Origin of the sequence: Vibrio sp. 10N.222.55.C6, from assembly GCF_041473395.1 — a bacterium.
Classification (GTDB): Bacteria; Pseudomonadota; Gammaproteobacteria; order Enterobacterales; family Vibrionaceae; genus Vibrio; species Vibrio crassostreae_C.
Genome location: NZ_JBFRSD010001266.1, coordinates 1 through 243, shown reverse-complemented (window position 1 = coordinate 243; position 243 = coordinate 1). Strand labels below are relative to the sequence as shown.

Here is a 243-nt window from a genome sequence, read left to right as displayed (position 1 = left end):
GTATCAAAATAGCCGAGGAGACAAATAACAACAAATACAGGCCAAAGGAACAACAAGCCAAAGAAAGCAAAAATAAAATCTAATATACGAATCAAAATGTAAGACCTATTATAAAATATCGGTGGGAAAACGTAAGTCGATGTGAGTACAGAAGTACGAGGTAATTATTTAGGTATTCAATCAAAACCATCACAAGGTTTCCACCCCAACATCTTTCTAGCCTTAGTATTATCTACTTCAAGA

The 243-nt window shown here is 34.2% G+C and carries 1 pseudogene; it reads right to left on the bottom strand.

Going from position 1 to position 243, the window contains the following annotated elements:
* Positions 1-95: pseudogene (locus tag AB4486_RS28480) on the bottom strand (sugar transferase); the annotation flags it as partial.
* Positions 96-243 lie beyond the last annotated feature (148 nt).